We start from the raw sequence: 26,674 nt of genomic DNA on the forward strand, positions 1-26,674 counted from the left end.
ACCGTCAACGTAACCCGTTGATACGGCTCGTGAATACGACGTACGACCGTGCGTTTCCGCCGGCCAGCGATCCCGAATCCGGTTCGCCAGCCACGCGGCTTCGCTCCCTTCGTCTATCGGTTAGGACGCCACCCTTTCACGGTGGAGAGAGCGGTTCGATTCCGCTAGGGAGCGCCAAATCCAACCTTCTGAAATCATTTAGAAAAATGCAATTCGGCCTATGTTTTTCGCAAGGATAGTTTTTCACACGTGGTGGCACGGCCAGTGCAGGCAACATTGACGCTTTGGTCGGGCGCGCTGTCTGGCGGATCCGGGGCACTTACGATTGTGGCCGGCGGCTAAGCCGGCCCACTTCACTGGCCGATTGACTAACGCATTTCGAACAGCTCCTGATGAAAGCGGGAAGCCGGCAGTCCTTGCGTGATCATCGTTCGGCGCATGGCGTCGCCGAAGGCGCTTGGGCCGCAAAACCAGATGTCGGCTTGCTTCCATTCCGGCACCATGGCGGCGAGCTTCTCCACGGTGAGGCGGTCGTTCTGCGAACCATCCACCAGATGAAACACGGTCCCGGTCTGCTGAGCTAGTCGCCGGATTGGAGCGATGAAGCCGGAGTCCGGCGTATTCGTCGCATAGAACAGGTCGATCGGATCAGACCGGCCGACCCGAACGAGTTGTTTCAGGCGCGCAATGAAGGGCGTAATTCCGACCCCGCCGCCGATCCAGATCTGCCGGCTGCCATCGCCCTGGAAATCGAACCGGCCATAGGGACCCTCGACAACGACCCCCTGCCCCACGTGCAAGCTGGCCGCGAGCGTTCGTGTGTAGTCGCCGAGCCCCTTGATCGAGAACTCGAGCAACCCGTCGTCGTGCCAGGCCGAGGTGATGGTGAACGGATGTGCCGCCTCGACATCATCGAAGTCGACGAATGCAAATTGGCCGGCCTCGTGCCCGCGCCAGGCGGTTTGCAGCCGGACACCGACTTCGAGCATCTGGTTGTCATCGTGCAGCGACAGCGTCGCGATCGCTCCGGTTGCCTTTCGCGATCTGCCGATCCGCCCAAACAGCGAGGTCAGCGCCGCAACCGTGCCGGCGAGCAACAGAACTGCCAGCACCGGACCGAGCGGTTTGGTCCAGTAGCTGCGGTCGATCAGGATGAAGGCGTGAAACACCAGCACCAGATAGACCGCCGGCATCAGCCGATGCGTCATGAAGAAATATTTGTAGGGAAACCGTTTCCACAGCGCGATCGCCACCAATGCAATGAGGGCATAGAGCGCCCACTCGCCGATTTCCGCGGCCGGATGCTTGAGGTATGCAAACAGGTTGAAGCCGGGTTCAACTCCTTCCGCATGCGGCGGCTTCGGCGGGATCGCGAACAGCCCAGTTTCGCTGATCCACGACGGCCCCTTGCGCAGCAGCCAATGCGCAATCGCGAACCCCAGCACTGAAATCCCGAGCCATTTGTGCAGGCGATAGAATTTGTCGAGACCACCCAAGGGGGTCTCGAACCACACCGGCCGGGCCGCCAGAATCACGCCGATCGACATCAGGCCGAGCGCCATCACGCCGGTGCCATAAACCAGCGTCGTGCGTGTGGCCCAGAACCCTTGCCTGAAGTCGTCCGGCGCCAGGCTGAGCAGCCACAATCCCAGCAGTATACCGACTGCTCCAACGAATGCGGTCGCCACTCTCGGAGTCTGCATGGTTCGCCTCGATCGCCATCGCCAAATGCAAGATTTGCGGGCCGCCCGGAGGGCAAGCCCGCTCTTGCGAAACTGCTCGTGGGAAATCCTGCGCTCTAGTCCGAGCGGCGATCACGCGAGCGCTGAAACAGCGCCTCGCCGAAGCGCCGCTTCTGCCGATCGTCGAGCGATGCGTAGAGAGGCTGAGCCGCGTCGGCGAGCTTCTTCAGATCGTTGCCGTGTTCGATCCGAGAGTCGCCGTCCTTGCGCATCTGCTCGATCAGGTCGACGTTGCTCGCCTGGTTGGCGCGCGCATTCCGCCACGATTGGCGCTGTTCGCCCTGCTTCCTCCAGACATTGACCAGTTCGGCCTGGACGCCCGACCAGTTCTTGTCCTGTTCGGGCGTCAACCGAAGGTCCGCCTTGAGCTGGGCGGCACGGGCCGCGGCGTGATCCGCGAGCTGGCTCGCAGTCAATTCCACACGGTCGGATCGATCCCGCGCCATCGCGGGCCCGATTGTCGCCGACCCGATCAACACAGCAGCGACCGCCAATGATGTGATGGTTCTTCGCATGATATCGTCCTTTTCCGGAGTTGAGTTCCTGCGTTCATAGCTTTCCGAGCAACAGCAGAATCAGCAGAATGACGACCACAAGGCCGAGACCGCCGCCGCCGTAATATCCAGTGCCGTAGAACGGCCCACCTCCGATTCCGGTGAAGCCTCCCAACAGCGCGATGATCAGGATGATGAGAATGATCGTTCCGAGTGACATGTGAGACTCCTGTCTGGTGTCGTTCCAACAGCGTCGGGACGTCAGAACGAGAACGAATGATCAGGATTCAAGGGCCTGCCATGATGTGGCTCGGACGGTGCTCTCGTCGACAATCAGTCATCAATGGCGTTGAGGATTGGTCGCTCAGCGAGCTGGCATCGTCACTCGCGACGACGCACTTGGAACTCGATAGTTCCATTCCGGCAGAACTAAATCGCGAAGGCGGCTTGTTGCGAACAAGTCCCAACGACGAGAGCCCGCGGTTTGCCACTTGTGCATCGAGGTGCGTGAAGGATGGTCCCGTCGGGACACCACGTGACATCCCTCGCTAAAGCGGAAACACTCCTCCGTGAATCGCTCAAACGTCCTTCAACATCAGCAACGCCATCGTCTCGATGATCGTGCGCTCGTCATAGGGCTTCGAGAAGAACTTACTTCCTGTCGGCAGACTGCTCTCTTCAAGAATGGCCTCGCCGGACGCAACGATCAGCTGAACAGGCGGCCATCGATCGCGGATGTAGTGCGATAGCTTGATGCCGTCCATCGTACCCGGCATCTGCACGTCGGTAAAAACCAGATCGACGTCATTTCGGGATTCGAGAATGCGAATCGCCTCCTCCGCGTCGTTCGCCTCCAGCGCTTCGTACCCGGCTGACAGCACAAGATCGACAGCTCCCATCCGAATGATGGTGCTGTCTTCGACTACCAAGACAACTGCCTTGCCGTTGTTCATAAGTCACTCAGCTTCGTAAGTGGTGTTCGGTTCGTCCGAAGATTTGAAGGCACGGTGCTGTCACGCCTGTGGAAGGCCATCTCGGCTATCGGAATTCTCCCGATGGCTGATCGTCACAATCGTGCCGGGGTTTGCGTCCGTCGCGGCAACCGTTCCTGACAGGTTCTTCGCGAGCGCCTCGACGATTCCGGTGCCCAAACCTGCCTTTGGCGCATCGCCACCCAAAGGCATGCCGACGCCGTTATCCGCAACCGAAAGTGTCCAGTCCTTGCCGGACGAATGATAGTCGATCACGATTTGGCCCGTGGGCTGATCCGGGAATGCGTGCTTGAGGGCATTGATCACCAGTTCGGTGACGATAAGGCCGAGACTGACGGATACTCCCGCGCTCACCGTGGTGTCGTCCGATTTTACAAGGATCGAGAGGCGGTCCGGGTCATCGATCATCGACGCACCGAGGCTCTGGGAGAGTTGGATAAAATAGGTCCGGAGTTCTACGGTTTCCCCACTCGCGGTCGAGAGCTGGCGTTGGAGAGCAGCGATCGACATGACCCGGTTGTGGGCATTGCGGAGCTGACCGCGCGCTTCTTCGGACTGGACCCGACGGGCGCTCTGCATAAGCACGCTTGCAATGATCTGGAGGCTGTTCGCAACCCGATGCTGCACTTCTTGCAGAAGGATCGCCTTTTCACGGATGAGATCGTCTTTGAGTCGCGCTGCGGCGCGCTCATCGGTCACATCGGTAACCGCCAGGAGCAGCCGGACATGATCTCTGTCTCCGTCATCGAGAGTCCGGGCATTGACGACCAAGTTCCGGGCTGTCTGGTTCGGCCTCTCGAGGTCGATTTCATAGGCTTCGATCTGTGCACTTCCCGACGCTGTCGCCCTCAGCAGCGAAGCAAGCTTGGGCATCGCCCACTCACCGTTGCCGAGTTCGCTGAGGCATTTGCCCGAAACCGTCGCAGGATCGATCGCGAAGGCCCGGCAGAACGACGCGCTCGCCGCAATGACCCTCTGCTCCTCCGAGAGGAAAAGGAGCGGTTCGTGCGAGGACACCACAACGGCAAGTGTGCTCGCTGCCTCGAAATGTTCGGTCGGGGTCTGAAGCATATTTGGCCCTCTAGGGCCGGAGACTCGCGATGGGAGTCATAGCTCGGCAAGAGCGCCGGGTTCCACAGCCTAAGGTTGACGCCCTGAGTTACTCTAACATGTGGGGTGCAACAATGCATCCCGCTAGGGCGGCCCGCCCCAAGATCACGAAATGGGACGGTCTCTCCAACCGGGCCAAGCGCACATGCGTTCATGCCCCTGGCCCCCCGGGTCGGCTGCGAGGCCCTGGTCGCGCCATCTCCGCGTGACCGAGGTGGGTCACGAGCCCCAAATGCAGGAAGCAAATGCAGGAAGCATGGGTGCGCAGTCGGCACGCCGTTGCTCACCTTACGACCAGCGATGGTCAATGCTTGGGTGCCGTCAGCGGCACAATTCTACACACCTCAACCGACACAGTTCGAAGGCTCAACCGACACAGTTCGAAGGCGCTTTTCCGTGCTTTCAGTTGGTGAGCGTCGATTCGAATTAGCCGTCCGCGAGGGAGCGCCGTTTTCTTCTCCCCGTATTCAGACCATTCGGCCGCCCGCCCTCACCGTTCAGTCGGTCCGGGTCCGTATTGCAGAACCTGGACCTTTTCCTTCGTAATCAGACCGCCGCCCATCATGCCGTCCAGTACTGGAAGGAATGCATCGATCCTGTCCGGCGCGTCGACGATTTCAATGACGATCGGCAGGTCTTCGGAGAGCCTCAGGATTTTGCTGGTATGCAGACGGCTTGAATGCCCGAACCCGACGGCCCCTCTCAAGACGGTCGCCCCGCCCAGGTGCATCTCCCGCGCCTTCAGAACGATCGCTTCATGGAGGGGCCGACCGTCGAAGCGGTCGTCTTCACCGATGAAGATGCGGAGAAGTACGGCATCACGAGGTAGTTGCATCGAACTCGTCCTATTGGTTCGCTCGGACCGGCATTGGTCATCGAACACGTCTTGCCTGCTCGCGCCGCTAGCGGCCGGCCGGCCGTCCATACTGCAGGACTTCAACCTTCTCCATCGTCACCATCCCGCCGGGCATCATCTCGTCGAGTGCGGGCAGAAAACGCGAAACAGCATCTTCGCCGTCGATGATCTCGATGATCAGGGGGAGAGTGTCCGGAACGCCGAGGGCGTTTGCCAGATGCATCTGGCTGGACTGCCCATAGCCGGCAGGTCCGCGAAATACGGTGGCACCGGCCAGCTGCATTTCACGGGCCTTCAGCACGATCGCCTCGTAGAGCGGCATACCGTCGTGTTGGTCGGATTCGTCGACGAAAATCCGCAGCAGCGTCGCGTGACGGGGGATCTGGAGATTCTCAGCCTCCGCTCCTGTCGCAGCCACGGTTCGCAAGCGGTTCAGCCTTGTCGCAACGGCGTATCCGACCCAGACGGCAATCAGCCACGCGACCGGAGATGCGGCGACATTGGCCAATGCGGCGGCGCGATGGCCATGATGGATCAACTGGAGCGTGTCGAGGCTGAATCCCGAGAAGGTCGTATAGCCCCCACAGATTCCGGTCATCACGAATTGGCGTTGGCGTGTCCCCGCAAAGATCCGCCCGTCGGGCCCGGTCAGGGTGGCATAAAAGCCGATAATGAAAGATCCGGTGACGTTGACGAACAGGATCGCCCACGGAAAGGGTGGGCCGACGAGCGCCAATTGCGCAACGCCGACGAGGTACCGCGACAACCCGCCGATGACGCTGCCCAATGCAATGAGGCCATAGAGCGTGAAGCGCTCCCATGCGCGCATCGCCCAATCGGGAATTCTACGATCTGTCATGACGAAACTGCCGTTTCCGGGCGGCTGGAATGGCAATCACGGCAGATCCCCGGTTGCGAGCATAAAACCGATAGCGGCAAGGCCGAGACATAGGATCAAGGAGATCGCGACGTTGCCGATGGCTCTCCAGCGTTCGCCTTCACGCGCAAGCGTCAGGGTCTGCAAGCTGAAGGACGAGACGGTGGTGTAGCACCCCAGAAACCCCGTGACCGCGAACAGCCAGGGGGCCGGCTGAGACAACAGCCCGTGCCCACTGTTGGCCAAGCCACCGAGAATCCCGATGGCAAGAGCTCCCGTCGCGTTGACCGTCAAGGTGCCCCACGGGAACGTCTCGCCAATAGTGCGGGCGACGAATCCAGAGATCCCAAATCGAGCCACCCCGCCGAACATGCTGCCGAGTGCGACCCAGATGGCCCCGTAGATGATGTCCATACTCACTGCTCGCTACGACGTGTCGTGTGTTGGCCGACGAATTCACGGCTGTGCGGCAACTATCAACGGTGTTGCCGGCAACGGGAGAGCGCCGTTGCGTTCGCCCGGTGGGACACCCGTGCATTCGGGGGCTGAATATACCGCCCCGAACAAAACGGTCACGACGATCTACCGAACGAATGTGTAGCGATCAACAAAGCTGTTGTGCAGCTCGAGACTGCGCAAACGTTCGTGATCAGTTGTCATCGCCGGTTGGACTCCTATCGAACGGGCGAGTGCTTCGACACCGTAGAAGAACGTATTGTCGCGCTCTGCCGCCAAGCCATTGTCGGATTGACGATCCGTTGCGTCCTTTGTATGGAAAACGGCGATGGGGATGGAGTCCCCCGACAACCGCCGCGAGGCTGATGACTCCTACCGGGCGCGTTCGCGTCGGTAGGAGTGTGTCCAACTCTCCTTCGACAGAACCCCCGACACACTTCAGTTTCGACGACCTGCAGAGGTCGCCGAGCGATGTCGTTTGTCGCCGCGCTGCGTGCCTTGCTGGTCATGCTCGCGGGACGTACTTGTGCGCTCTGCGCTTTGGCCGCCGTTGCGGCGAAAATGATGCCGGCGTTGGGCCCGGGTGCGAAGCAGAAGCTCGTGTTGTTGCCGCTTTGGGGGATCGATGGCCAGGATCGGGAACGCCCGCACGATTGCAGACATTGAATTCGTCATCGATGCGCCAAGCCCTGCCACCGACCAGGCCACGTGGACGGTTCACGGCGTGGAATGCTCTCGCGAACGACACCGATACAATGGACCAAGCTACTCGTTCGCCCTCGAGATTCTCCAGTTGCGATCGAAGGCGCAAGGGCAGCCGCCATGGCATGTCGTCATCATCGGCGAACTTTGGAATTTTTACGACGCCAAGGCGGCGCCGCACAAAACCCAGCACCTCAAGGTGATTTCCGGCAAAGCCGCCGATATCCTCGCGTGGATGCGGCACAACAGGAATGCGAAGCTTCAGCGAGCGACCTCGCACGACGGTCGACCCGAGTGACTCGGCATCGCGCAGAAACAGGTCGATGGACCACGGGCGGGTTTCGGGAGGAGCTTTCGACCCGCGCCGCGTCAAGGCTCTCACGCGACCGCCGGTGCACCCGGCTCGCGCAGCAGCACCCAATATGATTCCGGCCCGGCCTTGACGGCGTAGCGGTCGACGTGGCCGCAGGTCAGGCATTCGAAGGTGCGCAGTTCGTGGATGTTCTCGATCGGAAAAATCCGCGCCAGCGCCGTCCGCTCTCCGCATGCGGTGCATTCGGGCCGTCGTCGTCGATCCATGACAGGTCCTGATCAGGTAGCAGCGGGCGACTGTGAGCCCTGAGTCTGCGAATCACGATACGGCGGCGACGCGCGCGGATATTGACGCAGAGCAAGCCGCGCATGGCCGACGGTCGGAATTCGACGCCGCCGACCTTCGGATGGTCTCGGACGACCTCGCGCGGCGCGCATCTGCCCTGCGCGTCCGGCGGCGCCAAATCGGCGCCAAGCGGGAATACCGGCGAACAATTTGCGCCACCACCCGTTGCGCAGGGGTATGTTCCGCGTGTTCACGGCACAGGAGATTCCCATGACACTCTCAGACGGACCCGAGCGGCTTCAGGCCACGGTCGAGGCGGCGATCGGCAAGCACTGGAAGGCCTATCTGGTCGAAGGCATCCTGCTTCTGGTCTTCGGCTTCGCCGCGATCCTGCTGCCGCTGCTCGCCAGCCTCGCGATCACGATCCTGCTCGGCTGGCTTTTCCTGGTCAGCGGCATCGCCGGCCTCGCCTTCAGCTTCTGGGCGCGGCAGGCGCCGGGGTTCTGGTGGTCGCTGGCCTCCGCAATCCTGGCGGTGATCGCCGGCATCGTCGTGATCTCGATGCCGGTGGAGATCACGGTGACGCTCACCTTGGTGATCGGCATCTACTTCCTGGCCGAAGGCGTGGCGACGATCATGTACGCGCTCCAGCACCGCGGCCGGCTGTCGGAACGCTGGGGCTGGATGCTCGCCGCCGGCGTGCTCGACATCCTGGTGGCGTTCATCATCATCTCGGGATGGCCCGGCACCGCGGCCTGGGCGGTCGGCCTTCTGGTCGGCATCAATCTGGTGTTCGGCGGCACCTCGCTGATCGCGATGGCGCTCGCCGCCCGCAACAAGGCGTCATGATGCCGTAAGGCGACGCCGCTGAAACGCGTCTGGCCGCGGCTCAGCAGCCGCGGCAGATGCTCTTGATCTTGCGGTCGAGCGCCGCATCGGCCGGATCGACCTGGTCGATCGAACGCTCGGGCGGAACGTCCGTGCGCCGCGGCTGCCGATGGCCGACGGGGGCCTGCCCGGTGACGCCCTGATCCTTGGTCAGGGCCGGCGGCACCGACGGGTTGGCCGGACCACCCACACCGCCCGCGCCGCCACTGCGGGCGCCGGATCCGGCTCCGCCGCTCATGCCGCCGGAGCCGCTACCACCCGACTGCGCCAACGCCAGACCGCCACTCGCGAGCGTCAGGGCCGTGGCCGCAATGATCAGCTTTCTCATCTCGTTCTCCTTGCCGTGGCGCTGTCGGGCCGCATCCAGCGCGACAACGCATGATCGACGTTGCGGTTGCCGTCTCCCGTTGCGTCGCGAGGTCGCTCAGCACGAGCCGGGCGGATAGAGATGGACGTCACCGCAATAGTCGCGGACACGATAGCGCGAATCCGCGACTGTTCCATCCTCGCCCGTCAAATAGTTCGGACCGATCGGCGCCTTGCCGTAGCCGCCGGGAATGTCGAGCACGTATTCCGGCTGGCACAGGCCGGAGACGCGGCCGCGCAGCGCCCGCATCAGCGCCTGCCCTTCCGCGATCGTGGTGCGCAGATGCGCGGTGCCCGGCGCGAGGTCGCCGTGATGCAGATAATACGGCTTGATCCGGCATTCGACGAAGCCGCGCATCAAGGCTTCCAGCGTCTCCGAATCATCGTTCACACCGCGCAACAGCACCGACTGGCTGACCATCGGAATCCCGGCATCTATCAGCATCGCACACGCGGCGCGCGCAGCCGCGGTGAGCTCGCGCGGGTGGTTGGCGTGAAGCGCGACCCAGGTGGTTTTCCCGGGTGTCTGCAACGCCCGCACCAGCTCCGGCGTGATCCGCGCAGGATCGGCAACCGGCACGCGGGTGTGGAAGCGGATGATCTTGACGTGCGCGATGGTCGCCAGTTCGGCCATGATCTCGGCCATCCGGCGCGGCGACAGCATCAACGGATCGCCGCCGGTGAAGATCACCTCCCAGATTTCCGGGTGGGCCCGGATGTAGTCGAGCGCCGCCGCGGTCGCCTCGCGCGACAGCGCGTTGTCCTTGCCGGGGCCGATCGTCTCGCGGCGGAAACAGAACCGGCAATACACCGCGCAGACATGCACCAGCTTCAGCAGCACGCGGTCGCGGTGGCGATGCACGATGCCCTCGACCGGCGCATGGGCGCCGTCGCCGATCGGATCGTCGCGCTCGATCGGCAGCGTGACGAGTTCGTCGGCACGCGGGATGTATTGCCGCGCGATCGGATCGTGGGGATCGTTCGGATCGATCAGCGCCGCGACATCGGGCGTCACCGCGATCGCGTAGCGTGCCGCGACCTGTTCGAGATCGTCGCGCGACTCCGCCGGCGCGAGACCTTGCGCGATCAGCTCAGAGGGTTGCCGCAGTGTTGTGGCGGCGGGCGTTTGCAATCGTGTGACCCTGCTCATGACGCCTCGCCCGCCGGCGGCGTCCACACCACCTGATCGATGCTGGTCGCGCCCGCCGCCAGCATCACCAGCCGGTCGAAGCCGAGCGCCACGCCGCTCGCCTCGGGCATCTGTCCGACCGCGGCGAGGAAATCCTCGTCGAGCGGATAGCGCTCGCCATAGCGGCGCTGCTTCTCGTCCATCGCCGCGGTGAAGCGCGCGCGCTGCTCGGCGGCATCAGTCAGTTCGCCGAAGCCGTTGGCGAGTTCGACGCCGCAGGCATAGACCTCGAAGCGCTCGGCGACCCGCGGGTCGCCGGCCTTGGTCCGCGCCAGCGCCGCCTCCGGCGCCGGATAATCGCACAGCACCGTCATCCGCCCCTCGCCGAGCCGCGGCTCGACATGCTCGACCAGCACCTTGCTGAAAATATCCGACCAATTGTCGTCGGTGGCGACGCGCACTTTCGCGGCGGCCGCGCGCGCCAGCGCGTCGCGATCGCCCTCGCCGTCGATGATGGTCGCCAGCAGATCGATCGCGGCGAAGCGCTCGAACGCGGCGGCCACCGTCAGCAACTCGGCCTCCGCCTGCGGATCGCAGCTCCGGTCCCGCAACGTGAAGCCGCCGATTCCCGTGGTGCGCGCCGCCAGCGCGATCAGCGCGACGCAATCGGCGATCACCGCCTCATAGCGCTCGCAGGCCCGGTACCATTCCAGCATGGTGAATTCCGGCAAATGCAACCGCCCGCGCTCGCGGTCGCGGAACACCCGGGCGAATTCGAAGATCCGCTGCTCGCCGGCGGCCAATAGCTTCTTGCAGGCGAATTCCGGCGAGGTGCGCAGGTATCGCGTCCGCCGCGCGCCGTCGGGGCCCTTGAGTTCGGTACGCGGCGCGTGCAGATGAGTCTCGTTGCCGGGCGACAGTTGCAGGATCGCGGTCTCCACCTCGGCGAAATCCGCGGTCGCGAACCAGTCCCGGGCCGCCCGGGTCACGGCGCCCCGCGCGCGCAAAAAAGGCTGTCGGTCCAGATACCTGTCCCGATTCCACCAGGGCGACGCGCCGGCCTCTTTGTGCATCTCAAGTCGCCCCCGCCGGAAAGCGCAAAACGCTGGCATAGTCGGGGCAAATGGGTATGTTGCGGCCCGAAACCGTTTCGCAGGCCGCCGGATGCCAATGCCCGGATCGGGCCCGGATCTGAACCACAGGAAATATTCCTTTGAGAGTCATCGCCAGTTCTATTCGCAAGGGCAACGTCCTCGAGCAAGATGGGAAGCTTTACGTCGTCCTGTCAGCCGAAAACATCCATCCCGGCAAGGGAACTCCGGTCAGCCAGATCGAAATGCGCCGAATCAGCGACGGCGTGAAGATCTCGGAGCGCTACAAGACCACCGACCAGGTCGAAAAGGCCACGATCGAAGAGCGCAATTACAGCTTCCTGTATGAAGACGGCGAAGGCTTCCACTTCATGGAGCCGGAATCCTTCGACCAGGTTCAGGTCACCAAGGACGTGGTCGGCAACAGCGCGCCCTATCTGCAGGAAGGCATGGTGGTGAAGCTGTCGATGCACGACACCGTCGCGGTCGCGATCACGCTGCCGCAGCGCGCCACCCTCGAAGTGGTCGAGACCGAGCCGGTCACCAAGGGCCAGACCGCGTCGTCGTCCTACAAGCCGGCGGTGCTGTCGAACGGCGTCCGCACCGCGGTCCCGCCGCATGTCGGAGTCGGCACCCGGATCGTGGTGCTGACCGAAGACGGCTCCTATGTCGAGCGCGCCAAGGACTGAGGCGCCTCGATCTCCCTGTCGAACACGACCAGCCCGCCGCATCCCGGCGGGCTTTTTCGTGGGTACGGAGCCCACATGCGGCACCTGCGAACGCCCCGGGCTTGGCCGGCGGACGAAAACCCCGGTAGATTGCCTCCGAACTGCAGGAGGCGCGTCGCGTTTTGAGATCGGGATCGATCGGCCGGACATTGCTGCGGCGGGTGCGCGGGCTGCCGCTGCTGCTGATCGCCGCTCTCGTCGCCGCTACGCCGGCCGCCGCAGACGACTTCCGCACCCCCAATGTGACCACGCTGCGGGCCGACTGGGGCGCGGCGCTGAACCAGTTGCGCTCCGAACTGGCCGGCACGCCCGCCGTCGCCACCGAGTTCGTCTTCAGCGGCCGTCGCGGGCTTCCTGCCTATGATCCGCGCCGGATCCCGGCGCTGGTCCGGCTCAATGGCATCAGCGCCCGGTTCTTCCCCGGCATCGGCCGCAGCGCGGTGCCGGTGCTGCTGCCGTTCGATATCGCCGCCCTGCTCGACGCCGATCCGAAGGCCGAACCGGATCCCGAATTGCTGGCGCGGGTCCAGGTCGGCTTCCGCCCGGCCGAGATGTTCGACGCCGGCCCCTCCGGCTACGACGCGGTGTTCGCGCTCGCGCCCGGCGGCGACGACATGCCGCCGCGGGTATTCGTCAGCCCCATCGAGGTGCAGATCACCGGGTCGAACCTAGTCTACGACATCGCCGACCCGTTCGGCGGCAGAGGCGAGCCGGTCAAGGCGCTGGCCGCGCAATATCCAGACCTGCGCCGCTTCATCCGCGAAGGCTACGTGCGTTACGCCTTCACGCGGTTCGGCATTGCCTATGTGGTGTCGATCCAGTGCCTCGACTCGGTGCCGAAAGCCAAGCGCCTCGCCTGCCGCGAAAGCTATCCGGTGGCCGAGCGTTTCCTGAAAGCGCTGCGGCTCGCCGGCGGCCGGCCGTATCGCCCGCGCCGCGACATCGCGCCCGCGACCGCCGAGCGGCCGGCGGCGCCGTCGCCGGATTTCACCTATCGGGCAAGTGGCGACATCATTGCCAATTCGGGCTTCCGCAAGCAGCAGGGCCGGCCCGATGCCACCGTTTACGCTCAGATGCGGTTTCCGATCGAGCAGCCGCCGGCCTATGCGCGGTCGCAGTCCTATGTGCCGCACCGTCCCGCGGTCGGCGCGCACAGCCCCTATGCCTATCCGTGGCGGGACAATTTTTGCGAGAGCCGCAGCTTCGGCGTCGGCCAGTGCGCCACCGGCTTCGGCCATCAGGGCCAGGACATCCGCCCCGGCGCCTGCCTGCCGGGCCAGGCCGATTGCGACGTCAAGCAGCAGGGCGTGGTCGCGGTCCGCGACGGTGTGCTGATCCGTTCGCCGAAGCAGCAGGCGGTGACGCTGCAGGTCAACACCGGCCGCGAGCACATCCGCTTCCGCTATATGCACATGTCGCCGACGGAACTCGACGCCGATGGCGTGCTCAACGGCCGCCGCGTCGATGAAGGCGAGCGCTTCGGCGTGGTCGGCAATTATCTCGATCGCCCCAACGGCACCTCACGCCATCTGCATTTCGACGTCCAGGTGTTCACCCCGGACGGCTGGCTCTGGGTCAATCCCTACACCACGCTGGTCGCCGCCTATGAACGCCTGCTCGGCGGCCGCGGCCGGGAGGTCGCGCCCGATGGACAGCCGGTGGAGAGCGAGGTCAGCGCCGCCTCCGAGGACGTGACCCGCGCCGCGGCGGCGCGCGCGGGCCATGATCCGGTCGACACGCCCTGATCGTCGCCGCGGCTGCCGTTCTGCCCTGCCCGAGATCAATTGCTCGCGGGCCTCTGCCCCGCGCCGGCTTCAGCCGCTACACTGCGCCGTATGGCCAGCTTCGATTCCCGCTTCACGCCGACCCGCCGCCGCCTGCTGCAAACCGCGCTCGGCGCGGCTGTGATGTGGCCGGCCATCGCGCGCGCCGCCCCGGCCGGCTTCGACGCGTGGCGCGACGGGTTCCGCAGCCGCGCGCTCGCCAAGGGCATCACGCCGCAGACCTGGGACCGCGCGATGGCCCGGCTCGAGCCGGACATGAGCGTGTTCAAGAATTTCCAGAAGCAGCCCGAATTCCACGAGCAGCTCTGGCAATACATCAACCGCCGCGTCTCCGACTGGCGCATCACCAACGGCCGCTTGGCGCTGCAGAAGACCGAGCCGCTGTTCGCCCGGATCGAGCGCGACTTCGGCGTCGAGCGCGGCACGCTGCTGGCGCTGTGGGGCGTCGAGAGCGCCTATGGCGATCCCTTGGTGCAGCAGAACCACATGCGGCCGGTGTTTCCCTCGCTCGCGGCGCTGGCCTGGAACGAGCCGCGCCGCAAAGCCTATTGGGAAACCGAACTGATCAACGCGCTCAGAATCGTCGATCGCGGCTGGTCGACGCCCGAGGAGATGCGCGGCTCCTGGGCCGGCGCGATGGGGCATACCCAATGGATGCCGGAAGTCTGGCTCAATGTCGGCATCGACTACGACCGCGACGGTCGCGTCTCGCCGTTCGGCCGCCCCGACGACGCCCTCGGCTCCAGCGCAAAATATCTGGTCAATCGCGGCAAATATCGCCGCGGCGAGCATTGGGGCTACGAGGTCCGCGGGCCCGGCGGCGCGATCAGCGGCAGCCGTTCGTATCTCGCGTGGTCGCGCTCCGGCGTCAGCCGCGTCGACGGCGAGCCGTTTCCCGATCCGCAGGCGATGGCGCAGATGTGGGTGCCGGTCGCGGGCGGTCCGCAGTTTCTGCTGGGACCGAATTTCTACGCGGTGCGCAGCTACAACCCGTCGATGAACTACGCACTCGCGATCTGCCATCTCGGCGACCGCATCCTCGGCGCCGGCCCGTTCGCGAATCCGTTCCCGGGCTCGGAGCGGGCGATGACGCTGGCCGAAGTGCAGGAGATGCAGACCCGGCTGACCCGCGCCGGCTTCGACACCGGCGGCACCGACGGCCGCGTCGGCAACGATACGATGAAAGCGGTGCGCGATTATCAGGCGCGCGCCGGCATGCAGCCGGCCGACGGCTATGGCGGCCTCAAGCTGCTTGCGCGGCTGCGGCAGGGCCCGTAAGTCATTTCCGCAATGCGACATCATTGGACCTGGCACCGGGTGAAGGCGCTCGCGCACGAGGAGTGGCGCGCGCTGGTCACCATCAATCCGAGCGACCGGCCCTGGCAGATGCCGGCGTCGGTGGCGCTCGCCGCCGGGCTGCCGATGCTGATCGGCGCGTATTTCGATCATCTCGATTACGGCCTGATCTCGTCGCTCGGCGGCATGGCGTTTCTGTATCTGCCGCGCACGCCGCTGCATCACCGCATGGCGGCGATGATGGCGGCGTCGTTCGGCTTCCTCGCCTGCTACACGGTCGGCCTGGTGGTGCATCTGCTGCCGTTCCTGCTCGTGCCGGCGCTCACCTTCGTCGCCATCATGGTGACGATGGTGTGCCGGTTCTATCGGGTCGGACCGCCCGGTAGCCTGTTCTTCGTGATGGCGGCCTCGATCGCCGCCTACACGCCGAGCGATCTGATGCAGGTGCCGCTGAAGGTCGGGCTGTTCGCGATGGGCAGCCTGCTCGCCACCCTGATCGCCCTCGTCTACACGCTCTACGTGTCGCGGATCCGCGATCCGTTGCCGATCGAGCCGTTGGCGCAAGCCGATTTCGATGTCGTCGTGCTCGACTCGGTGCTGATCGGCTGCGCCGTCGGCGTCTCGCTGGCGCTGGCGCAGGCGCTGCAACTGGAGCGACCCTATTGGGTGCCGGTGAGCTGCCTGGCGGTGATCCAGGGCCTGTCGGTGCGCGCGATCTGGAACCGGCAGCTGCACCGCATTCTCGGCACCGTGCTCGGCCTGGTGATCGCCGCGGGATTGCTGTCGCTGCCGCTGGAAAAATGGAGCATCGCATTTCTGGTGCTCGGCCTCAGCTTCGTGATCGAGATCGCGGTGATCCGGCATTACGGCTTCGCAGTCATCTTCATCACGCCGCTGACGATCTTCCTCGCCGATGCCGCCACGCTCGGCCACGGCATCCCGGTCGAGATCATCGAGGCGCGGCTGATCGACACCGTGCTGGGCTGTCTGGTCGGGTTTTTCGGCGGCATCCTGCTGCACAATGCCGGCTTCCGCCGGCTGGTGCGGCCCATGATCCGCCGGTTGACGCCGCTGCGGCTGGTGCCGGACCGCGCGCCGCGGCAGCCGTGACAAAATCCGCCAAAAGTCCGGGTGCGGATCGCCGGCCGCCGTGGGATAATACCCGCCTTCGCCCTCATTGCTGGATGTGTCGCAGGATCGTGCCGTGACCGATGTGCGCCCGCAGGCCGAGACCTTTCAGGCCCCGCTCGACGAGATCGTCTGGAACACCGCCTTCCGCCGCGGCTTCGCCGAAGCCCGCTCCGGGCGCTTGCCGAAATTCGACGACGAGCTGATGTTTCAGGACGGTCTCGCCTGGGTCTACGAATGGGGCCGCCAGTTCGCCATCCTCGCCCCGCCTGATTTGCCGCTGGTGCTGCCCGACGAAGGCGCGCTCAACCCGAAAGCCGTCGAGCTGTTCCGCGAGATGGTGATGCAGGGCGAGATCTGTACGTAGGTTCGCGCCGGCCCGGCTCGTCAAGAAGACGTCGCCGGACTCGCGTCCGGCGACGTGTTCGTTGAATGACTTGCCGGTGTCGGCCGAGCGCTCAGGCGGCCCTCACCGTGTCGACGAATTTCGACACTTCCAGCTTCAGCCGGGCGCTGTCCTTCGCCAGCAATTGTGCCGACGACAACACCTGAGATGAGGCCGAACCGGTCTCCGTGGCGCCGCGCTGGACGTCGATGACGTTGGACGAAACCTGCTGCGTGCCGTGCGCGGCCTGCTGCACGTTGCGCGAAATCTCCTGCGTCGCGGCGCCCTGCTCCTCGACCGCCGCGGCGATCGTGGAGGCGATCTCGGACAGCCGCTCGATGGTGATGCTGACCTGCTTGATCGCGTCGACCGACTCGCCGGTCGCCGACTGGATGCCGGAGATCTGCTGGCTGATCTCCCCGGTGGCCTTGGCCGTCTGTTCCGCCAGCGCCTTGACCTCGGACGCGACGACAGCGAAGCCACGCCCCGCCTCGCCGGCACGGGCCGCCTCGATGGTGGCGTTGAGCGCCAGCAGATTGGTCTGGCCGGCGATCGTATTGATCAGTTCGATGATGTCGCCGATCCGCGCCGCGGCCTTGGACAATTCGCTCACCCGCTCGTTGGTGCTGCGCGTCTGATTGACCGCATCGACCGCGATTCGCGCCGACTCCTGAACCTGCCGGCTGATCTCGCTGATCGACGAGCTGAGCTCTTCGGTCGCCGAAGCCACCGACTGGACGTTGGCGGAGGCTTCTTCGGAAGCTGCAGCGACGGTGGAGCTGAGATGCTGGGCGCGCTCCGCCGACGACGTCAGCGTTTGTGCGGATGCCTCGAGCTCGGTGGAGGCCGATGACACCGTGCCGACGATCTCGCCGACGGCCGCTTCGAAGCCCGAAGCGAGCTTGTTCATTTCCGCCTTGCGCTGCTCGGCGCGGATCCGGTCGCTTTCCTGCTGCTCGGCCTCGAGCTGGCGGACGCGGATGGCGTTGTCCTTGAACACCTGAACCGCCATCGCCATCTTGCCGATCTCGTCGCGCCGGTCGGCGTGCGGAATATCGACCGTCAGATCGTTCTGCGCCAGTTTTCCCATCGCGGAGGTCATGTCGACGATGCCGCGGGTGACGACGCGGCCGAGAAACAGCAGGCCGAGAACAATCAGCACGACCATGGCCACGCCGCTCGCAATGATCGCCGTGAACGACGACGACGCCGCAGCCGCCGCAGCTTCGGCACGCACCGTCAGCAGCGAGGCCTCGGCCTTGACGATCTCGTCGACCAGCGAGCGGATCGCATCCATCGTCGCCTTGCCGGCGCCCGAAGCTTCGAGGCCGCGCGCTTCATTGACCGTCTGCGGATTCTTCATCAGAGCAATTTCACGCTCGGCGACCTTCTGCCGCCATTCGGAGGCCGCTGCATCGATCTGGTCGAGCCGCTTCTGCTGCGCAGGATTGTCCGAAGTCAGAGTCTTGATCTCGCTCCACGCCGTCTTCAAGGCCTTGTCCGAGTTTCGATACGGCTCGAGGAATTTGTCGTCGCCGCTCACCAGAAATCCACGCACGCCGGTTTCACCATCGACCATCGCGGCGACGATCGCCTTGGCGCGGTCGATGACCTTGTAGGTGTGCGTCGTCCGCTCGTTGTTCTGTTCGAGAACCGACAGGTTTCGGGCGATGACCACGTTGGACGCGATCGCGACGAGACCGAGAAGTGTGAAGATGATGGCGAGCTTGTAGGACGTTCTGATATTCAGCAGGGCTTTCCACATAGGGGGACGATCTTTCACGATGGCCAAGAAGGCGGGTTTTGACGAGGCGGGCCCAGCCGGAGGGGACGTCCGGCGTGAGTTGGGGACACAGACGCACGACGAACCGATGAAAGCCGATGCACGACAAAGTTGAGCCAGGCCCGCGCAGCTACTAAGAACGATCCGCAACTAACTTTAGGAGAGTGCAGTTAATCGGCCGTTGATAGTTCCCGCCTTTGGACACTCCGCAGGCATACCCCGTATTAGTACGAGGTACCGCGTGATCACCGCGTCGGTCGACTATCTGATCATCGCCGGCCCGGGATCCGGCACCGCGACGTCGATCACGCGAAACTGCACGCGTTCGGCGCCCTGCCAGCGGTCGATCGCGAGCGAGCCGGCGACATGCAGCGGATGGCCGCGGTTCTCGGCGAGCGCCTGCCCGAGCTTCTGCCCGACGCTGCGGAATGCAATGCCGTTGACGATGGCGCCGTCGCCGGATTTGAAGCGCAGCCGCAGATGCGCCTGCCCGACTTCGTCGGCATAGACCAGTTGATGCGCCGGCAGCGCGATGACCGGCTCGGGATTGCCGGCGCCGAACGGCCCGGCGCGATTGAGCGTGGCGGCGAATTCCGGCGTGATACCGCGTGCCGACACCGCGCCGTCGATCGACAATTCGTTGACGTGGCGCGACTTGGCGACGTCGGCGGCGAGCGCGGTTTCGAGCCAGCCGCGGAATTCGGCGAGGCGTTCCTTGCGCAGCGTCACGCCGGCGGCCATCGCGTGGCCGCCGCCTTTCATCAGGATGCCCTCGGTCACGGCGTTGCGCACCGCGCGGCCGAGATCGACGCCGCCGATCGAGCGGCCCGAGCCGGTGCCGATGCCGCCGGGCTCCAGCGCGATGGCGAACGCCGGCCGGCCGAATTTTTCCTTCAGCCGCGACGCGACGAGGCCGACCACGCCGGGATGCCAGCCCTCGGACGCGGTGACGATCACCGCGCCCTTGTCCTCGAGGCCGAGCGCGGCGATCGCCTCGGCCTCCGCCTGCGCTTCGGCGTGTTGCTCGATGACGCGGCGCTCGGTGTTGAGGCGATCGAGTTCGGCGGCGATCCGCGCGGCTTCCGAAACATCACCTTCGAGCAGCAGCCGCACCCCGAGATCGGCGCGGCCGATCCGGCCGCCGGCATTGATCCGCGGCCCGAGCATGAAGCCGAGATGCCAGACTTCGGGTGGCCCGTTGAGCCGCGCCACGTCCATCAGCGCGGTGTGGCCGACATGATCGCGGCGGCGCAGCGCGATCAGCCCCTTGGCGACGAAGGCGCGGTTGAGCCCGATCAGGGGCGCCACGTCGGCGACAGTGCCGAGCGCGACGTGATGCAGCATGTCGAGCAGATTCGGCTCCGGCCGCTCCAGCGTCCAGAAGCCGCGATGGCGCAGCTCGCGATTGACCGCGACCAGCGTCATCATCACCAGCCCGACGGCGGCGAGATGGCCGAGGCCGGACAGATCATCGGGCCGGTTCGGATTGATCAGCGCGTCGACCTCGGGCAGTTCGTCGGCGGTCTGGTGATGATCGATCACCACCACGCTCATGCCGAGCCGGCGCGCCTCGGCCAGCGGCTCGAGGCTGGTGGTGCCGCAATCCACCGTGATCAGCAGCGTCGCGCCCTTGTCCGCCAGCATCCGGATGGCGTCGACATTCGGGCCGTAGCCCTCGAAGATGCGGTCGGGAATGTGGATCAGCGGATCGAGCCCGCAATGCCGCAGATGCCAGGCCAGCAATGCGGCCGAGGTCGCGCCGTCGACGTCGTAATCGCCGAAGATCGCCACCTTCTCGCGTTTCGTCGCGGCGTCGGCGATGCGGCTGGCGCCGGCCTCCATCTGCGTCACCGTCGATGGATCGGGCATCAGCTTGCGGATGGTCGGGTCGAGGAAATCGGCGACCGCGTCGATCTCGATGCCGCGCCCGGCGATCACCCGCGCCAGCATCTCCGGCAATTGATAGCGCTGCGCGATCGCCTGCGCCTTGGCGGTGCCGCGCGCATCCAGCCGGTCGCGCCACAGCTTGCCGGTGGCGGAACGGGTCACGCCGAGAAACGCCGACACGGGATCAGGCGGCAATGCGGATGCGGGCAAGGTCATGGCGCGTGGAGATAAGCACGAAGCGAGGGCGAGGCAAACCGATGCCTCTTGCCGGCGGGCCTCGCAACCTGCACCGCGTCGTCATCCTGAGGCGCTCGCCCGCACGGCGCGCCTCGAAGGATGCGGCAGCGAGCACGACCCTCGTCGCGCATCCTTCGAGGCGCGCAAGAAAGAGCGCGCACCTCAGGATGACGGAAGCCTTGTGGTAGACCCGAAGATCAGCACCCCAGCCGATCGGCGATGCCGCCGAAATCCGCGGCGACGATGTCCCAGGCGCCGGTCGCCTCGTAATCCTGCTTCTGCAGCGGGCCGTATTCGGTCGGCCGGGCGACGAAGGCAGTCTTCAGGCCGAGCTTCTGCGCCGCGTCGAGGTCGTTGTTGTGGGCGGCGACCATCATCACCTGCCCGGGCGGAAGATTCAGCAGCCGCGCGGCGCCGAGATAAGTCTCGGGGTCGGGCTTGTAGTGCTCGAACAGATCGCCGCCGAGGATCAGGTCCCACGGCAGCCCGACTGTCTTGGCCATCCGCGTCAGCAGCCCGACATTGCCGTTCGACAGCGGGCTGATGATGTAGGTCGATTTCAGCCGGGCGAGCCCCGCGACGACATCCGGCCACGGCTTCAGCCGGTGCCAGCCGGTCGTCATGTAGTGCAGATCGTCCTCGGTCAGCCCCGCGATGCCGAACTCGACCACCAGCTTCTCCAGCGAGCGGCGATGCAGATCGTCGAGCATGATGAAGCCGGCAGACGGATTCTTGCGGACCGCGTCCATCGACGGCACATAGGCCTGCCGCCACGCATCGACCAGCCCGGCCCAGTCGCCGCTGATGCCGCGCGTCGCCGACCACGCCGTGAAGTCGGCGATCAGGCTGGAGCGCCAGTCGACCACAGTGCCGAAGATGTCGAACACCAGGGCCTTGACGTCGATCGGTTCGGCAGCGGGCATGGGTCGTCTCCCTTGTTGTTCTTGTTGTCATTCCGGGGCGCGCGGAACGCGCGAACCCGGAATCTCGCCGCGCAAGTCCGAGATTCCGGGTTCGCCCGCGGCTTCGCTGCGCGCGCCCGGAATGACGGGCTAGAGAATCTTCCGATATTGCATGAAGCCGGAATCGTCGGCGATGCGGTCGTAGAGCAGCCGCGCGGTGGCGTTGCCGGTTTGCGTCAGCCAATGCACCCGGCTGCAGCCGTCGGCCTTGGCGCGGGCGTACACCGCCTCGATCAGCTTGCGGCCGAGGCCGAGCCCGCGCGCGCTGTCGGCGACGAACAGGTCCTGCAAGTAGCAGTAATCGCCGGCCGTCCAGCACGAGCGGTGATACAGGAACTGCACGATGCCGGTGAGCCGTCCGTCGACATAGGCGCCGAGCAGATACATCGGCTCGGCGGCGTCGTGGAACCGCGCCCAGGTGACGTCACTGGTCCCCGGCGCGAGCGTCGCCTTGTAGAATTCGAGGTAGCCGGCCCACAGCGGCTCCCAGGCGGCGCGCTCGTCGGGGCCGACAGGACGAATCTCGACGGCCATGGCCGGCTCTCCTTAATCGAGGTGGAATTTCTCGAACTGGCGGTGATCCGCCTTGATGTAGCGCACCGTGCCGGTCACCGAGCGCATCACCACGGTCTCGGTCTGGATCACGTGCTTGCGGAACTTGACGCCGGACAAGAGCGAGCCGTCGGTGACGCCGGTGGCGGCGAACAGGCAGTCACCCTTCACCATGTCCTCGATCTGGTAGACGAAGTTCGGGTCCTCGATGCCCATCGACTCGGCGCGATTGCGCTTCGAATAGGTGTCGAGCAGCAACCGGCACTGCATCTGGCCGCCGATGCAGCGCAGCGCCGCCGCAGCCAGCACGCCCTCCGGCGCGCCGCCGGTGCCCATGTAGATGTCGACGCCGGTGTTGTCCGGGTCGGCGCAATGGATCACGCCGGCGACGTCGCCGTCGGTGATCAGCTGGACGCCGGCGCCGGTGGCGCGGATCTTGGCGATCAGCTCGGCATGGCGCGGGCGGTCGAGCACCAGCACGGTGATGTCGTGCACCGACACGTCCTTGGCCTGCGCCAGGCGGCGGATGTTCTCTTCCGGCGGCGCGTCGATATCGATCAGGCCCTTGTCGTAGCCCGGGCCGATCGCGATCTTCTGCATGTAGACGTCGGGCGCGTGCAGCAGCGTGCCGCCTTCGGCCATCGCCATGGTGGCGATCGAGCCCGGCATGTTCTTGGCGCACAGCGTGGTGCCTTCGAGCGGATCGACCGCGATGTCGACCTTCGGCCCGGCGTCGATGCCGGCGCCGACCTTCTCGCCGATGAACAGCATCGGCGCCTCGTCGCGCTCGCCCTCGCCGATCACCACGGTGCCTTCGATCGGCATCTTGTTGAGTTCGCGGCGCATCGCGTCGACCGCGGCCTGGTCGGCGCCCTTTTCGTTGCCGTGGCCGCGAAGCCGCGCCGCCGACACCGCCGCACGCTCCGTCACGCGCACGATCTCGAGCGTCAGGATGCGCTCCAGCAGCAATTGCGGCGGAACGGAAATGGTGGTCGACATCGGCGTCTCCTCGAACTCTGCCTGCACCCCAGCGGCGCGGGCGTACTTGTCTCTGACGTGGTCCAAAGCAGGATGACTTATCTTCGAACCGTCATCCTGATCTGGTTACTTGTTCGAGCATGATCTTATCCGAAAACCGGTATCCACTTTTCGGGATCATGCTCTAGTTCTTCTCGATCCGGATGACCTGCGGCCGGCCGCTGATCACCTTGTCGCGCTGCACCGCCTGCAGCGCGCGGCGCACCGCGTCTTCGCTGGTCGCATAAGTGATCAGGATCACCGGCACCGGCGCGGATTTCAACGGCTTGCCGTTGGCATCCATCGCCCGCTCGGGCTGGCGCTGCACGATCGATTCGATCGAGATCTCCTGTTCGGCCAGACGGGTCGCGATCGTCGCCGCGGTGCCGGCGTGGTCGCGCGCCATCAGCCGCAGATAATAGCCGCCCTCGTGGCGCTGCATCGGCGCCTTGGTGATCACCTTGAGCTTGCCCACCGGCCGGCCGAACGGCTCGGCGCGAATGCCGCGCGCGACGTCGGCGATATCGGCGACCACGGCCGAGGCCGTCGCGGCCGCGCCGGCGCCGGCGCCGACCAGCGTGATCGGCGGAATGCCGTCGCCGTCGATCGTCACCGCATTGGTGACGCCCATCACTTGCGCGATCGACGAGGTCTTCGGCACCATGGTCGGATGCACGCGCTGCTCGATGCCCTGCGGCGTGCGCACCGCGACGCCGAGCAGCTTGACGCGGTAGCCGAGATCGGCGGCGGCGCGCAGATCCTCCGGCGTAATCGAGGTGATGCCTTCGACATGGACCGCGCTCTGCGCGACCTTGGTGCCGAAGGCCAGACTGGCGAGAATGGACAGCTTCTGCGCGGTGTCGTGGCCGTCGATGTCGAACGCCGGATTGGCCTCGGCGTAGCCGAGCCGCTGCGCGTCCTTCAGGCACGCGTCGAACGACAGCCCTTCCTGCTCCATCCGGGTCAGGATGTAGTTGCAGGTGCCGTTGAGGATGCCGTAGATGCGATGAATGTCGGTGCCGGCGAGGCCCTCGCGCAGCGTCTTGATGACGGGAATAGCGGCGCCGACGGCGGCCTCGTAGTTCAGCGCGACGCCGTGCTTCTCGGCGAGCGCCGCGAGTTTCAGGCCGTGCTTGGCGATCAGCGCCTTGTTGGCGGTGACCACCGATTTGCCGGCGGCGAGCGCCGCCTCGATCGCCGGCCCGGCCGGCTCGTCGACGCCGCCGATCAGTTCGACGAAGCAGTCGACTTCGGGATCGGTGGCGATCGCCAGCGGGCTCTTGGCCCATCTAATGCCGGAGAGGTCGACGCCGCGCTTCTTGGCCTTCGACCGCGCGGTGACGGCGACGACACGCACGGGACGGCCGCAGCGCGCCGCGAGCGTGCGCTGCTGCTGTTCGATGACGCGGACCACTTCGGCGCCGACGGTGCCGAGACCCGCAATACCCACTCTGAGTGGCGCGACCATGACGCGCTGAACCTGCTGCCGGAAGAGTTGAGACGGAAAGGACCGGAGACGGCCCCGAACGGACTGGCCAGAAACCAAAGCACCTGCGCCGAAGGCCGCGCAGGCCCTCGGCGACCGTGCCTATCGCCGGGTGGCGAGAGGCACCACGTTGTGCAACGTTTCGACGCCGCTTTCAAGGAAGCGCCGGACGCCGCGCGCCGCCTGGCGGATGCGCTGCTCGTTTTCCACCATGGCGATGCGAACATAGCCTTCGCCGTGCTCGCCGAAGGCGACGCCGGGCGACACCACGACGCCGGATTTCTCCACCATCAGGGTGGCGAACTGCATGCTGCCGATCTCGCGAAATGCCGGCGGCAGCGGCGCCCAGGCGAACATCGAGGCCGACGGCGGCGGGATCTCCCAGCCGGCCCGGCCGAAGCTCTCGACCAGCGCGTCGCGGCGCTTCTTGTAGGTCTCGCGCATCTCGCGGATACAATCGTCCGGGCCGTTCAGCGCCGCGGTGGCGGCGACCTGCACCGGCGTGAACGCACCGTAATCGAGATACGACTTCACCCGCGCCAGGGCGGCGATGATGCGCTCGTTGCCGACCGCAAAGCCCATCCGCCAGCCGGCCATCGAGAACGTCTTCGACATCGAGGTGAACTCGACGGTGACGTCCATCGCGCCCGGCACCTGCAGCACCGACGGCGGCGGGTTGGCATCGTCGAAATAGACTTCGGCATAGGCCAGATCCGACAGGATCATGATCTCGTGCTTCTTCGCGAACGCCACCAGATCCTTGTAGAAATCGAGGCTGGCCACATAGGCGGTCGGATTCGACGGATAGCAGGCGATCAGCGCGATCGGCTTCGGGATCGAATGGATGATGGCGCGCTCGGCCGCGGCGAAGAATTCCGGGGTCGGCTCGGACGGCACCGAGCGGATCACGCCGCCGGCCATCAGGAAGCCGAAGGCGTGGATCGGGTAGCTCGGATTCGGGCACAGCACGACGTCGCCTGGCGCGGTGATCGCCTGGGCGACGTTGGCGAAGCCTTCCTTGGAGCCGAGCGTGGCGACCACCTGGGTGTCGGGATTCAGCTTCACCCCGAACCGGCGGTCGTAATAGGCCGCCTGGGCCTTGCGCAGCCCGGTGATGCCGCGCGAGGCGGAATAGCGGTCGGTGCGCGGCTTGCCGAGCGTCTCCTTGAGCTTCTCCAGCACGTGCGGCGGCGCCGGCAGGTCCGGGTTGCCCATCCCCATGTCGATGATGTCGGCCCCGGCATTCCGCGCGGCCGCCTTGGCCCGGTTGACCTGTTCGAACACGTAAGGCGGCAGGCGGCGGATGCGGTAAAATTCTTCCATGGTTCTCGACTCCGGGGTGCGGCTGGATCGTTACCGCGTTCTTGATCGGAGGGGAATCCGATTCAGGCGCAGAAACGCTCCCATTGGCACGATTTTGCGGCGGATCGGGTCGAGGACGGTGTTTGTGCTGCGCCGACCTGCGAACGGTGACCCGCCACCGTCGCCGTTCGTGCACCGGCGACGCTGACGGCTATTTGGCGGCGGCCGGCTTGGCGGCGCTGGCATTGGCGTTCGCCTGGCGCTCGCGGGCGGCAATCAGTTCCTGCTCGATCTTGTTGCGCTCGGCGGGAGCCAGCACGGCCTCGTCGCGGTTGGCCGGCAAATCGTTGACCGCCGGGAAGGCTTCCGCCTCCTTCGGCTTCTCGACCTTGTCGCTGGCGCCCATCAGCGGCATGTCGGACAGCGAGATCGAGCAACCGCCGAGGCAGAGCCCGGCCAGCAGCACCGCCGCGGCCAGACCGGCGCGCCGATGACCCCGATCTCCGCCGTTCGCTCCGGGCATCGGCCCCGCCTCTCGCATCACGCGCAAAACGCTGTTCCCTTGCTCGCGGCGGCCAGACGCGCACCGGAGCCCTCTTCGTGATCCGCCCGAACCAAGGCGGCCGTCAAATCTTATCCTGCCGAACCCGCTGCGACCCAGAGCCGGCCAGCACATGAACCGCGAACGGTGTTGCACCTTAGGCGATCCGGCCCCGAGTCAGTGGGATGCCAATGTGGCTAAATCAAGCGCAAATTGTCGCACTGCAGCACATCGAGTTCAGCACCGTTTACCGAACTATGCCATCATCGGCGAGACAACGACAAA

Annotated in this window: 27 protein-coding genes, 1 tRNA gene and 1 riboswitch; of the genes, 8 read left to right on the forward strand and 20 right to left on the reverse strand. The window is 65.5% G+C overall.

Annotation, left to right across the window (positions count from 1 at the left end):
* The first annotated feature begins 102 nt into the window (after nt 1-102).
* Nucleotides 103-177, forward strand: a tRNA-Glu gene (locus RPB_RS14840).
* 191 nt (nt 178-368) lie between these two features.
* Here the strand turns inward: RPB_RS14840 and RPB_RS14845 are convergent.
* From RPB_RS14845 to crcB (RPB_RS14875), 8 genes are all read right to left on the reverse strand, one after another.
* A complete protein-coding gene (locus RPB_RS14845; RefSeq protein WP_011441828.1) occupies nt 369-1,703 on the reverse strand; it encodes a ferredoxin reductase family protein in 1,335 nt (444 codons plus the stop codon).
* Between the two features lie 95 nt (nt 1,704-1,798).
* Nucleotides 1,799-2,164, reverse strand: coding sequence for a Spy/CpxP family protein refolding chaperone (locus tag RPB_RS14850; RefSeq protein ID WP_245258230.1), 366 nt, complete (start codon nt 2,162-2,164; stop codon nt 1,799-1,801).
* A 127-nt stretch (nt 2,165-2,291) separates the two neighbouring features.
* Nucleotides 2,292-2,456 (reverse strand): DUF3309 family protein, encoded by a 165-nt coding sequence (locus RPB_RS24195; protein ID WP_011441830.1) that lies wholly within the window; start codon nt 2,454-2,456, stop codon nt 2,292-2,294.
* Nucleotides 2,457-2,814: 358 nt separating this feature from the next.
* On the reverse strand, nt 2,815-3,189 hold the full coding sequence (locus RPB_RS14855; protein ID WP_011441831.1) for a response regulator: 375 nt from the start codon (nt 3,187-3,189) through the stop codon (nt 2,815-2,817).
* Nucleotides 3,190-3,249: 60 nt separating this feature from the next.
* A complete protein-coding gene (locus tag RPB_RS14860) occupies nt 3,250-4,299 on the reverse strand; it encodes a sensor histidine kinase (protein WP_011441832.1) in 1,050 nt (349 codons plus the stop codon).
* A gap of 529 nt (nt 4,300-4,828) precedes the next feature.
* Nucleotides 4,829-5,173, reverse strand: a complete 345-nt coding sequence (locus tag RPB_RS14865; protein ID WP_011441833.1) for a DUF190 domain-containing protein — start codon at nt 5,171-5,173, stop codon at nt 4,829-4,831.
* Nucleotides 5,174-5,240: 67 nt separating this feature from the next.
* Nucleotides 5,241-6,089, reverse strand: a complete 849-nt coding sequence (gene crcB, locus RPB_RS25275; RefSeq protein ID WP_433993718.1) for a fluoride efflux transporter CrcB — start codon at nt 6,087-6,089, stop codon at nt 5,241-5,243.
* A complete protein-coding gene (crcB, locus tag RPB_RS14875; RefSeq protein ID WP_011441835.1) occupies nt 6,090-6,485 on the reverse strand; it encodes a fluoride efflux transporter CrcB in 396 nt (131 codons plus the stop codon).
* Between the two features lie 363 nt (nt 6,486-6,848).
* Nucleotides 6,849-6,909, forward strand: a riboswitch (Fluoride riboswitch).
* Nucleotides 6,910-7,152: 243 nt separating this feature from the next.
* Here crcB (RPB_RS14875) and RPB_RS14880 point away from each other — a divergent pair.
* Nucleotides 7,153-7,527, forward strand: a complete 375-nt coding sequence (locus RPB_RS14880; RefSeq protein WP_011441836.1) for a hypothetical protein — start codon at nt 7,153-7,155, stop codon at nt 7,525-7,527.
* Between the two features lie 80 nt (nt 7,528-7,607).
* Here RPB_RS14880 and RPB_RS14885 read toward each other — a convergent pair whose 3' ends face one another.
* Nucleotides 7,608-7,808, reverse strand: a complete 201-nt coding sequence (locus tag RPB_RS14885; protein ID WP_011441837.1) for a hypothetical protein — start codon at nt 7,806-7,808, stop codon at nt 7,608-7,610.
* Between the two features lie 289 nt (nt 7,809-8,097).
* Between RPB_RS14885 and RPB_RS14890 the strand changes: the two genes are divergently transcribed.
* Nucleotides 8,098-8,676, forward strand: coding sequence for an HdeD family acid-resistance protein (locus RPB_RS14890; RefSeq protein WP_011441838.1), 579 nt, complete (start codon nt 8,098-8,100; stop codon nt 8,674-8,676).
* A gap of 40 nt (nt 8,677-8,716) precedes the next feature.
* Here RPB_RS14890 and RPB_RS14895 read toward each other — a convergent pair whose 3' ends face one another.
* From RPB_RS14895 to epmA, 3 genes are all read right to left on the reverse strand, one after another.
* Nucleotides 8,717-9,043, reverse strand: a complete 327-nt coding sequence (locus RPB_RS14895; RefSeq protein ID WP_011441839.1) for a hypothetical protein — start codon at nt 9,041-9,043, stop codon at nt 8,717-8,719.
* 96 nt (nt 9,044-9,139) lie between these two features.
* Nucleotides 9,140-10,231: a lysine-2,3-aminomutase-like protein gene (locus RPB_RS14900; RefSeq protein ID WP_011441840.1), complete on the reverse strand. Its 1,092-nt coding sequence runs from the start codon at nt 10,229-10,231 to the stop codon at nt 9,140-9,142.
* The gene (gene epmA / locus RPB_RS14905; RefSeq protein WP_011441841.1) at nt 10,228-11,283 is read right to left on the reverse strand and encodes an EF-P lysine aminoacylase EpmA; all 1,056 of its coding nucleotides are present in this window, start codon (nt 11,281-11,283) and stop codon (nt 10,228-10,230) included. The genes RPB_RS14900 and epmA overlap by 4 nt, the downstream gene beginning before the upstream one ends.
* 140 nt (nt 11,284-11,423) lie before the next feature.
* Here epmA and efp point away from each other — a divergent pair, with 140 nt between their 5' ends.
* The 5 genes from efp to RPB_RS14930 all read left to right on the forward strand — a co-directional run bounded on the left by efp (nt 11,424) and on the right by RPB_RS14930 (nt 16,604).
* A complete protein-coding gene (efp, locus tag RPB_RS14910; RefSeq protein WP_011441842.1) occupies nt 11,424-11,990 on the forward strand; it encodes an elongation factor P in 567 nt (188 codons plus the stop codon).
* Between the two features lie 161 nt (nt 11,991-12,151).
* Nucleotides 12,152-13,774 (forward strand): peptidoglycan DD-metalloendopeptidase family protein, encoded by a 1,623-nt coding sequence (locus RPB_RS14915; RefSeq protein ID WP_011441843.1) that lies wholly within the window; start codon nt 12,152-12,154, stop codon nt 13,772-13,774.
* A gap of 90 nt (nt 13,775-13,864) precedes the next feature.
* A complete protein-coding gene (locus tag RPB_RS14920; RefSeq protein WP_011441844.1) occupies nt 13,865-15,091 on the forward strand; it encodes a lytic murein transglycosylase in 1,227 nt (408 codons plus the stop codon).
* 12 nt (nt 15,092-15,103) lie between these two features.
* Entirely contained in the window at nt 15,104-16,219 is a 1,116-nt protein-coding gene (locus tag RPB_RS14925) for an FUSC family protein (protein ID WP_011441845.1), read from the forward strand.
* A gap of 94 nt (nt 16,220-16,313) precedes the next feature.
* Complete coding sequence (locus RPB_RS14930) at nt 16,314-16,604, forward strand: hypothetical protein (RefSeq protein WP_011441846.1); 291 nt, start codon at nt 16,314-16,316, stop codon at nt 16,602-16,604.
* 91 nt (nt 16,605-16,695) lie between these two features.
* On the opposite strand, the gene RPB_RS14935 is transcribed toward RPB_RS14930, so the two are convergent.
* The 8 genes from RPB_RS14935 to RPB_RS14970 form a co-directional block, all read right to left on the reverse strand.
* Nucleotides 16,696-18,387 (reverse strand): methyl-accepting chemotaxis protein, encoded by a 1,692-nt coding sequence (locus tag RPB_RS14935; RefSeq protein ID WP_011441847.1) that lies wholly within the window; start codon nt 18,385-18,387, stop codon nt 16,696-16,698.
* 279 nt (nt 18,388-18,666) lie between these two features.
* The gene (gene recJ / locus RPB_RS14940; RefSeq protein WP_011441848.1) at nt 18,667-20,508 is read right to left on the reverse strand and encodes a single-stranded-DNA-specific exonuclease RecJ; all 1,842 of its coding nucleotides are present in this window, start codon (nt 20,506-20,508) and stop codon (nt 18,667-18,669) included.
* Between the two features lie 218 nt (nt 20,509-20,726).
* Nucleotides 20,727-21,452, reverse strand: coding sequence for a haloacid dehalogenase type II (locus RPB_RS14945; RefSeq protein ID WP_011441849.1), 726 nt, complete (start codon nt 21,450-21,452; stop codon nt 20,727-20,729).
* Nucleotides 21,453-21,581: 129 nt separating this feature from the next.
* The gene (locus RPB_RS14950; RefSeq protein ID WP_011441850.1) at nt 21,582-22,025 is read right to left on the reverse strand and encodes a GNAT family N-acetyltransferase; all 444 of its coding nucleotides are present in this window, start codon (nt 22,023-22,025) and stop codon (nt 21,582-21,584) included.
* Between the two features lie 12 nt (nt 22,026-22,037).
* Nucleotides 22,038-23,042: a class II fructose-bisphosphatase gene (glpX, locus tag RPB_RS14955; RefSeq protein WP_011441851.1), complete on the reverse strand. Its 1,005-nt coding sequence runs from the start codon at nt 23,040-23,042 to the stop codon at nt 22,038-22,040.
* A gap of 163 nt (nt 23,043-23,205) precedes the next feature.
* Nucleotides 23,206-24,528: a homoserine dehydrogenase gene (locus RPB_RS14960; protein WP_011441852.1), complete on the reverse strand. Its 1,323-nt coding sequence runs from the start codon at nt 24,526-24,528 to the stop codon at nt 23,206-23,208.
* Nucleotides 24,529-24,648: 120 nt separating this feature from the next.
* Entirely contained in the window at nt 24,649-25,869 is a 1,221-nt protein-coding gene (locus RPB_RS14965) for an LL-diaminopimelate aminotransferase (RefSeq protein WP_011441853.1), read from the reverse strand.
* A 190-nt stretch (nt 25,870-26,059) separates the two neighbouring features.
* Nucleotides 26,060-26,371 (reverse strand): hypothetical protein, encoded by a 312-nt coding sequence (locus RPB_RS14970; protein ID WP_011441854.1) that lies wholly within the window; start codon nt 26,369-26,371, stop codon nt 26,060-26,062.
* Nucleotides 26,372-26,674: the final 303 nt, after the last annotated feature.

Origin of the sequence: Rhodopseudomonas palustris HaA2 (genome assembly GCF_000013365.1) — a bacterium.
Classification (GTDB): domain Bacteria; phylum Pseudomonadota; class Alphaproteobacteria; order Rhizobiales; family Xanthobacteraceae; genus Rhodopseudomonas; species Rhodopseudomonas palustris_J.